Origin of the sequence: Sphingomonas sp. (assembly GCF_013816785.1) — a bacterium.
GTDB lineage: Bacteria > Pseudomonadota > Alphaproteobacteria > Sphingomonadales > Sphingomonadaceae > Sphingomicrobium.
The window spans coordinates 1-8,961 of sequence record NZ_JACDDV010000069.1; the positions used below are offsets into that span (position 1 = coordinate 1).

Genomic DNA, 8,961 nt, shown 5'->3' on the forward strand with positions numbered 1-8,961 from the left:
CCTGGCTGTTGCCCGGGGCGATCTCCGCCGCCCGCCCGATCGCCTTACGCTGCGTGGGAGTGAGCGCCAGCGTCCGATCAACGAAGGCAGTGGCGGACGGAAACAGCAGCCGCTGCGCCTGGGCGATCGTTAGATATTGGGTGGCGTGTGCCGGACCGGCGACGCTGACGAGCGCGGCCGGCACCACGACGTACCAAGGGGATGCGCTGCCCATCGGTTAAAAGTTATAGCCAAGCTTCAAACGGATTTCGCGCTTTTCATAATCGGCCAGGTTGCGCGATTTCGAGCGGACGTTGGGACCGCCATCGATCTGCGGTTGGTAGCTCAGCGTCGCCCACCATTTGCGGGTCGCGTAATGGACCGTCGGACCAAGGAAGATCGCATAGTCGGCGCGCTTGAACTCGTTGGGGAAATTCTCATAGGCGGCGGTGTAGCGGCCTTCGGCCCCGACGTGCAGACCAGGGGCGACTTGATAGGCGAGCCCGCTCGACAGTTCGAACTCCAGCTCGGATTCCCATTCGCCGCCGCCTTCGTGCTCGAACTCCTGTTCGGCGGTGATATTGCCGACCCAGATCAGCTTGTCGTTCAGGAAATTCTTTTGGAGGAGCAGCTTGGTCTCGAGGCTGACCTGATTCTCGCGCTCCCCCGATTTCTTGCCGTAACGGGCAAAGCCCGGTTCGACGTAGATCGCGATACCAAGGCCGTCCTTATAGGGGCTTGCCAGCGCATATTTGAATGCGGCCTGCAAACCGTTCCACGCGAAATTCCGGTCTTGGTCGTCAAGCTCGGGTTCAAGCTCGCGAATGTGGTGCGAGACGAAATTGACGTAGGCCGACGCCTGGAAACGGTCTGAAAAGCCGTGCTCAAGCTCGAACTTATAATCCTGCGCGTTGTAGCTGCCCATTCCCTTGCCGCGGCGGTCGGTGGCCCAAAGATAGGCTTCGCTGCCACCCTTAGGGAGGGTTTCGGTGCCATAGCTGTAGGCGAAGATATTCTCGTCGGCATGGGCGGCCTGGGGCGCGATGACGAACGAGGAGGCAAGCGTTGCCGCGGCGAGAAGGCTTTTCATAATATCAGTGCAACCCCGATAAGACTTGATGAATCTTCGCTAATGCGAGGCGTTCGCATTTGCAAGAAGCATTTTCTGGAGGGTCATGGTGCCAGGTGCGACACGCGCCGGCGAATGCGCCTTAGATCTTCGACGAAAAGCTCCCGCTCGGCCCGCCGTACTTCCTCGTCGGGCAAGCGCAGCAGGAAGCTGGGGTGGACCGTGACCCAGCATTCGTTGCCGTCGGCCAAGGTCAGCGGATTGCCGCGAACCTTGGAGATGGTGACGGTCTTGCCGGTCAGCGAGCGCGCCGCCGTGGCGCCGAGCGCCACCGTCAGCGCCGGCTTGATCAGCCGGCGCTCCTGCTCTTGCCACCAGCGGCAAGCGTCGATTTCGCCGGTGTCGGGTTTCTGATGAATGCGGCGCTTGCCCCGAGGCTCGAACTTGAAGTGCTTGACGGCATTGGTAATGTAGGTTTGCGCCCGTTCGATCCCTGCCTGCTCCAGCGCGGCGTTGAACAGTTGCCCGGCCGGGCCGACGAAGGGGCGTCCGGCCAAGTCCTCCTGATCACCCGGCTGCTCGCCGACGAAAATGATCTTCGCGTCCAGCGGGCCTTCGCCGAACACGGTTTGGGTCGCGCATTTGTAGAGGCCGCAGCGCGTGCAATGTGCCGCCTCGGCCTTTAGCGCCTGCCACGAGGCAGGGAGGTTGGCGCCCGCTTTCGGCAAGACCGCGCTGCTCTCGATCATCGCTGCCTCGCGCGCTTGCGCGCCCGCGATTAACTCGCCGATCAACGCGGTTTCGGGCATGTTTTTCCAATATTTCTTCGGCATTTCCTTGGTCATCGCCTCTACCTTGACCCGTGCCGGATTGAAGATGGAGGCGTAATAGGTCTTCCACGTCTCCTCGACCGGGTCGCCGTCCGGCGCGTCCTGCCGCGTCGCGCCGAGGCTTTCCGTCAACACTTCCCCATCCCAATGAATGCTGAGCTCCGGGGTCAGGATAGACCATCGCATCGCGGTGAACCGGCGAACGAAAAAGCCGGCGGCGGCGCGGACGATGTGGTGGTCGGGCTCGAACCAGGCGACGAACCGTGGGCCGCCCTGATCCTCGACTTCGCGGAAGCGAACGAAGGCATGCATCTTGTGAAGATCGCGGCGGACTTCCTTGGCCATATGCTCAAGTCGGTGGAGCAACGGGTCGGCGCTATCTTCCATGGCCCGGCGGTTGGCGCGCAACTTGATAAGCATCGCGTAGAGCAAGCCGAAACGCTGGGGGTCCGAATGGCAAATGGCCTTTTCCGCCATGTCAACGAAGCTGCGCGGAACGGCAAAGCCCGGCCCAACCGGCCGCGGCCCCGTTTCGGAATTGGCAAACAAATCCGTCTCGCCACCGTCGACCTGCCAGATGACCGCCGAAGCCGGAATGCCCGCTTCGGCCAGACCTCGCGCAGCAACGCGCCACCCGTCGAAATCGTCCGCGGCGGCAAGCGTCACGCGGTGCGCGTCGATCATCGGGCCTTCGCGAAGCATCGCTCAGGCAGCGAATAAGTCCAGCTGCCGTTCCCTCGGCGCGACCAGCGCGCGCAAATCAGCTCGATCGGTCAGCAGCGTCGGACGCCAGTCGGCGGTGGTGATGAACGGTCGAACCTTGGTCACCGATACCGTCAGCCGCGCGACATCGGCCAGCGTGATCGAGCGCCAGCGACGCGAACTAAGAATGCGGCTGACCGCTTTGGTGCCAAGACCGGGGACCCGCAGCAATTGCTCCTTCGGCGCGCGATTGACGTCAAAGGGAAAATGTTCTCGGAACTTGAGCGCCCAGGCGAGCTTGGGATCGATGTCGAGCGGCAGCATGCCATCGGCGTCCGCGGCGCTCACCACCTCGGCCGGCGTGAAACCATAAAATCGCATCAGCCAGTCGGACTGATAAAGTCGATGCTCGCGCATCAGCGGTGGCCGCTTGAGCGGGAGCACCGCGCTGGGCGAAGGGATTGGCGAAAAGGCGCTGTAATAGACCCGGCGCAGGGCGAAACGATCGTACAACTGGCTCGCGCGTGTCACGATTTCGCCATCGCTCGCGGTGTCGGCGCCGACGATCATCTGGGTCGATTGGCCAGCCGGCGCGAACTTGGGCGCGCTGCGATACTTCCTGCTTGCGTCGCGCGCGTCGACAATCGAGCTTTTCATGTCGCGCATGGCGTTTTCGATCCGGTTGCCATCCTTTTCAGGCGCCAGCCGCTCGAGCCCTTGCGCCGTGGGAAGTTCGACATTGATCGACACGCGATCGGCGTGGAGCCCCGCCTGGCGCACCAACTCAGGATCGGCATCGGGGATTGTCTTCAAATGAATATAGCCGCGAAAATCATGACCCTCGCGCAGCGACCGCGCGACCTCGACCAGTTGCTCCATCGTGTAGTTGGAAGAGCGGATGATGCCCGAGGAGAGAAACAACCCCTCGATGTAATTTCGTTTGTAGAAGGCCAGCGTGAGGTTGACGACCTCCTCGGCCGTGAAACGTGCGCGCCGCACGTTCGAACTTTTGCGGTTGATGCAATAATGGCAGTCGAAGATGCAGCTGTTGGTTAGCAATATTTTCAGGAGCGAGATGCATCGGCCGTCGGGTGCGTAAGCGTGGCAGATGCCCATGCCTTCGGTCGAGCCGACCCCCGTTCCCCCGCGGCTGTCGCGCTTGGATGTGCCCGACGACGCACAACTCGCATCATATTTCGCCGCATCGGCGAGGATTGCCAGTTTTTCACGGGTATCGAGTTGGGCCATTTGTTCACTTTATGTTCGAATAAGCCGCGAGTCCAGTGCTTTAGCCTTTCGTCAAATCCTGCTTGCAGCAGAAAGGGCGTGGTTTAGGGTCGGCCAAACAAGGGGGATTTTTCATGCGCTATCGGTATTTTCTGTTCGCAGCCGGGCTCGTTGCGTTTTCCGCACCCGCGCTGGCCGGGCCGACCGAGGACTTCCAAAAACTGGAAGACGAATATTGGGCGGCGACCCTCCGCAATTCGCCGGTAACGGCGAGTTCGGTTGGCGTGCAGATCTATGATCGCCAGCTCGACGAAATCGGCATCGCCGTCATGGACCGGCAAGCGGCGGAGGCGGGGGCGTTTTTGAAGCGGCTTGACGCAATTTCGGCCGCGCCGCTGTCGACTGCCGACCAAGCCAATCAAGCGATCCTCAAACGCCAGCTCGAAGGTCAGGTCGAGGGCAACCGCTTCGGCCAGCGCATGCTGCTCTATTCGATCCTCGGCAGCTATCACAACAACATCGCCGGGCTGGGCGAAGGGCTGCCATTCCGCACCCGCGCAGATTATGACAATTACCTGGCCCGGCTGGAATTGGTACCGGCGCGGATGAGGGCCTATTCGGACCTGAGTGTCGCGGCGGCCAGGCAGGGCTACACCCAGCCGTGCGTAACCATGACCAAGTTCGGCGACACGATCAGCGGCTCGATCGCCGCCGATCCGGCTAAGTCGCGCTTCTACGCGCCGTTCGCCGCGCATCGCCCCACCAATATTTCCGAAGCGGAATGGTCGACGCTGCAGACCCGGGCGAAAACGGTCATTTCGGGCAAGATCGACCCTAGCTACAAAGCCTTCGGCGTCGCGTATAATCGCGACATCAAGGCCAAGTGCCGCGCCGACGTCAGCGCGTCGACATTGCCGCAGGGCAGGGAATATTATGCCTTTCAGGTGCGTCAGCAGACCACCACCGACCTCTCGCCCGACGCGATTCATCAGTTAGGGCTGACGGAAGTGGCGCGTATTCGGGCTGAGATGGTGGCGGTCGCGAAAAAAGCCGGCTTCGCCAGCCGCGAAGCGATGATCGCCGACATGCGCACCAACTCCAAATATTATGCCAAGACACCCGAGGAGTTGATGGCGGCAGCGTCGCGCATGGCCAAGATCATCGACGGGCAGATGCCCGCGCTGTTCGGGCGCCTGCCGCGTTTGCCCTATGGCCTGAAGGAAATTCCGCCGGAGATCGCTCCCGGATCGACCACCGCTTATTATCAGCCGGGCAGCCCGGATGCGGGACTTGCCGGCAATTATTACGTCAACACCACCAAGCTCGACCAGCGCCCATTGTGGGAGCTGCCGGCGTTGACCGTCCACGAGGCAGTGCCCGGCCACCACAACCAGATCGCCTTGCAGCAGGAGTTGGAGCTGCCGGCGTGGCGCAAATATACCGCCTTCTTCACCGCCTTCGTCGAAGGATGGGGGCTTTATTCGGAGCGGCTCGGGATCGAGATGGGGCTGTATGATACGCCGCAAAAAGACATGGGACGGTTAAGCTATGAAATGTGGCGAGCCTGCCGCCTGGTGGTCGATACCGGCCTCCACTCCAAAGGGTGGAGCAAGGAACGCGCGGTCGCCTTCATGAAGGACAATAGCGCGCTTACCGATGCCAATATCGATGCCGAGGTCAACCGCTACATTTCCAATCCGGGGCAGGCGCTTGCCTACAAGCTGGGCGAGCTGAAGATTCGGGAGCTTCGGGCAAGATCGGAAAAGGCGCTGGGCGACAAGTTCGACCTTCGCCGCTTCCACGACGCGGTGCTCGGCCAGGGAGCAGTCCCCCTCGACACACTCGAGGCGCAGATAAATGCGTGGATCGCGAGTGAAAAGTCGCGCAGCTAGCCGGGGCTATTGATCCGGCGCGGTGCCGTTCCGCCGTTCTTCTTCGAGTTCCTTGAAGGCTTGTTTGGTCAATTGCTCGGTGCAGCCGGTGAAGCCACCGGGGCCGACCGCCGAGCAGCTGTTGATCCCGGTCTTGCCGTAGGATTCGAACGCGATCGCGCGATTGGCCCAGGATTGGCGCGACTGGTAACTGCCGCTTTGGCGAAGCTTTTCGGGAATCCGGTAACGGTCTTTCTCCGACTTGCGGGCGCAGACGATGATGTCGTCATCGGTCGAGCGCGGGCAGGGATCGTTGCCGAACACCTCGATTTCCCGGACGCGATTCTGCGCCAGCGCCGGGGTCGGCGCGACGAGCGCCGGTAGCGCGACCGCAAGGCTCGCGGCGGCAAGGGTCAAGAAAGAGATTTTACTGGTCATCATATGCTTCCTTCAAAGGAATAAGCGGTCGAGCCGCGTTCCCGGTTCCCGTCAAATTCTCTTGGACAGCTCGATCGCCGCCCGGCAGCCGGCGCGAATCGCCGCGGTCAGCAGGGGGTAGCCGATCGCCTCCTCGGCACCGTGCGCGCGGGCAGTGGCACGATGCTCAAGCTCCTCGGCCTGAAAGTCCCTGATGTCGGCAGCCAGTTCGGCATCATCCTCGCCAAGCGCCCGAAGCTGGTCGGCATAATGTTTGTCGATCTCGGTCTCGACTGCGTCGGTGCAGGCCATCGCGGCTTTTTCGCTGATCAGCGCGGTTGCCGCGCCAAGTGCGAAGCCGGCGATGTTCCACAGCGGCTGGAGCAGGGTCGGCCGCACCCGCCGTTCGGCCATCAGGGCGTTGAAGCGAGCGAGGTGACGCTCCTCCTGTGCCGCCATTCGCGAAATCTGGTGAGCGGCCGTCGACCTGCGACTGAGCACCGCCAGCTGGCCGGCGTAGATGCGGGTCGCGCCATATTCGCCGGCCTGGTCGACGCGCAGCATCGAGTCGGTGTCCGCGCGCTTGTCGCCGGGACGCCAGCTACTCATCGCGCCCTCTTCCAAGCCGCCAGCCAGAACACCAGCGTTGCGCCCCCGATCGAGATGATCGCGTTCCAGGCGGCAAGCGACAGGCCGAGGAACGACCATTGCACTTGGTCGCAGCGGACCAGCGGCGTGCTTAGAATATCCTCCAGGGTGCGGGCGCCGCTGGTGGTGCAGGTCGTGAAACCCTCCCACCATTTGAGCTCGACCCCCGCATGATAAACGCCGATCGCGCCCGATACCGCCATCGCCAGCGCGGCGAGCAGCACCAGCGGGCGGGCGCGAGGGGCGCGAAGCGGCGAGGCGAGCGCGGCGAGGGCGAGCAGGATCGCCAGCCCGTGCGGATAGCGTTGCCACCAGCACATTTCGCACGGGTAAAGCCCGCCGACATATTGCGAGAACAACGCACCGCCGAGCAACCCGGCCGGGATAACCAGCGCGACCAGCCGCGCCTTGCGGAGGCGCGTGCCGTCGCTGACCGGCGGCGGTGCGAGCATCAGCGGGCGGCGGTCTTGGCCGGTGCGGGCGCGACGGGAGCGAGCCGCCGCAGCGTCTTCAGCGCGTAATCGAGCTGATAATCCTTGACGCCCTTCTTCTCCAGCTCGGCCGCGGTGGCGGTGAAGCGCGGATCGGGCCGGTCGTCGTCCTCCAGCAGCTCGTCCTTGACCTGGGCCTGGCTGATCAGGTGGCGGCGAAGGTCGGCCTCGCGCAGGCGCGGGCGGTCCTTGTAATCCTTGTCGCTGAGCTGCGGCACGGCGATGTCGGGGTCGATCCCGCCGGCCTGCACCGACCGGCCCGACGGCGTGTAGTAGCGTGCGGTGGTCAGGCGGAGCGCCGAGCTGGGCCCGGTCTGGATGACGCTTTGCACCGATCCCTTGCCGAACGAACGCTCGCCCATGACCAGAGCGCGGCGGTGGTCCTGCAGGGCGCCGGCGACAATTTCGGCCGCCGAGGCCGAGCCCGCGTCGACCAGCACGATCACCGGCTTGCCCTTCGCCAGGTCGCCCGATTTGGCGTAGAATCGCTCGATATCGCCCGCTTCGCGGCCGCGCTCGGAGACGATCTCGCCCTGCTCGAGGAAAGCGTCGCTGACCTCGATCGCCTGGTCGAGTAGGCCGCCCGGGTTGGAGCGCAGGTCGACGATATAGCCGGTGGCGCGGCCGCCGGTCGCCTTGTCGACGCCGACCAGAGCCTCCCGCGTCAGCGCGCCGGTCTGGGCGGAAAAGCCGTTGATGTTGATAATGCCGACATTGTCCTTCACTTCCCACTTGACCGGCTTCAGCTCGATCCGTTCGCGGGTGATGGCGACGTCGAACGGCTTGTCGCGGCCGGGGCGGACGATGGTCAGCTTGATCTTGGTGCCTGGCGCGCCGCGCATCTTTTCGACCGCTTCGTCTAGCGAGAAGCCGTAGAGGAACTGGCCATCGATGTTGGTGATATAGTCGCCCGCCTTGATACCCGCGCGGTCGGCCGGGCTGTCCTCGGTCGGGGCGATCACCTTGACGGCGCCGTCCTCGGTCGAGACGGTCAGGCCGAGCCCGCCGTAATTGCCGTCGGTGGTGGTTTTCAGCTGGGTGAAGTCCGACGCCTCGGCATAGCTTGAATGCGGATCGAGCGCGCTCAGCATTCCGTCGATCGCACCCTTGATCAGCGTATGGTCGTCGACCTTGTCGACATAGTTGGCGCGCACCCGCTCGAACACCGAGAAAAAGGTTTCCAGCTCCTTCTGGGTATCGGTCTCGGCGGCGGCCATCGCGGTGGTGGCGATCGGCACCATGGCGAGCGCGCCGACCAGCGCGAGGGGCGGGAGAAGCTTGGCGAGGCGTTGCATGAACATGTCCTAATCGTCGTCGCGTGTGAGATTAGCGGGTTTCGCGCCATTTGACAGGGAAACAGATGAAGCTGCGATGAAGGCGGGGGAAACCGGGCGGCCATTTTTGCGCAATTCGACCTCGACCGGCCCCAATGCTCGGCCTAGCGGAGCGCCGCGGAGGATTTTTCCGCCACGCGGGACATCGCTCGCCACGCCGAGCAGGAGGCTGGTCCAGCCGCCGCCATGAGCGATGATCACGACTCCATCCTCTGCGCGATAGGGGGCGGCGAACAGGATTGTGCCGTCGGCGGGGGCGGTGATCAGCGTCCCGCGCAGCGAGTTGAAGCGGAGGCCGCGCGAGGCGATGCCGCTGCGGTTGACCGAGCCGAGTCCGTCGGCGAGCGGCGCGTCGAGCGGCAGCGAATAGGCGAAGTCGGGCGCGGGCAGCGG

Annotated in this window: 9 protein-coding genes and 1 pseudogene; 1 reads left to right on the forward strand and 9 read right to left on the reverse strand. The window is 63.5% G+C overall.

The features are described 5' to 3' along the window. The 4 genes and pseudogenes from H0W65_RS11320 to H0W65_RS11335 form a co-directional block, all read right to left on the reverse strand. Positions 1 to 214 (reverse strand): annotated as a pseudogene (locus H0W65_RS11320) (FMN-binding protein); the annotation flags it as partial. A 3-nt stretch (positions 215 to 217) separates the two neighbouring features. Beyond that, a complete protein-coding gene (locus tag H0W65_RS11325) occupies positions 218 to 1,069 on the reverse strand; it encodes a DUF6662 family protein (protein ID WP_294007680.1) in 852 nt (283 codons plus the stop codon). An 83-nt stretch (positions 1,070 to 1,152) separates the two neighbouring features. Further along, on the reverse strand, positions 1,153 to 2,562 hold the full coding sequence (locus H0W65_RS11330) for a UdgX family uracil-DNA binding protein (RefSeq protein WP_294007682.1): 1,410 nt from the start codon (positions 2,560 to 2,562) through the stop codon (positions 1,153 to 1,155). Between the two features lie 21 nt (positions 2,563 to 2,583). After that, entirely contained in the window at positions 2,584 to 3,828 is a 1,245-nt protein-coding gene (locus H0W65_RS11335; protein WP_294007684.1) for a putative DNA modification/repair radical SAM protein, read from the reverse strand. A gap of 113 nt (positions 3,829 to 3,941) precedes the next feature. Here H0W65_RS11335 and H0W65_RS11340 point away from each other — a divergent pair, with 113 nt between their 5' ends. After that, positions 3,942 to 5,699, forward strand: a complete 1,758-nt coding sequence (locus H0W65_RS11340; protein ID WP_294007685.1) for a DUF885 family protein — start codon at positions 3,942 to 3,944, stop codon at positions 5,697 to 5,699. Between the two features lie 6 nt (positions 5,700 to 5,705). Here H0W65_RS11340 and H0W65_RS11345 read toward each other — a convergent pair whose 3' ends face one another. From H0W65_RS11345 to H0W65_RS11365, 5 genes are all read right to left on the reverse strand, one after another. After that, positions 5,706 to 6,119, reverse strand: coding sequence for a hypothetical protein (locus H0W65_RS11345; protein WP_294007687.1), 414 nt, complete (start codon positions 6,117 to 6,119; stop codon positions 5,706 to 5,708). 48 nt (positions 6,120 to 6,167) lie between these two features. Further along, positions 6,168 to 6,704, reverse strand: coding sequence for a demethoxyubiquinone hydroxylase family protein (locus tag H0W65_RS11350; protein WP_294007689.1), 537 nt, complete (start codon positions 6,702 to 6,704; stop codon positions 6,168 to 6,170). Beyond that, positions 6,701 to 7,195, reverse strand: a complete 495-nt coding sequence (locus H0W65_RS11355; RefSeq protein WP_294007690.1) for a disulfide bond formation protein B — start codon at positions 7,193 to 7,195, stop codon at positions 6,701 to 6,703. Before H0W65_RS11355 ends, H0W65_RS11350 begins: the two co-directional genes overlap by 4 nt. Further along, entirely contained in the window at positions 7,195 to 8,529 is a 1,335-nt protein-coding gene (locus H0W65_RS11360) for a S41 family peptidase (RefSeq protein ID WP_294007692.1), read from the reverse strand. Before H0W65_RS11360 ends, H0W65_RS11355 begins: the two co-directional genes overlap by 1 nt. A 9-nt stretch (positions 8,530 to 8,538) precedes the next feature. Next, positions 8,539 to 8,961 (reverse strand): peptidoglycan DD-metalloendopeptidase family protein (locus H0W65_RS11365; protein ID WP_294007694.1); only part of this gene is annotated, 423 nt, incomplete at its 5' end.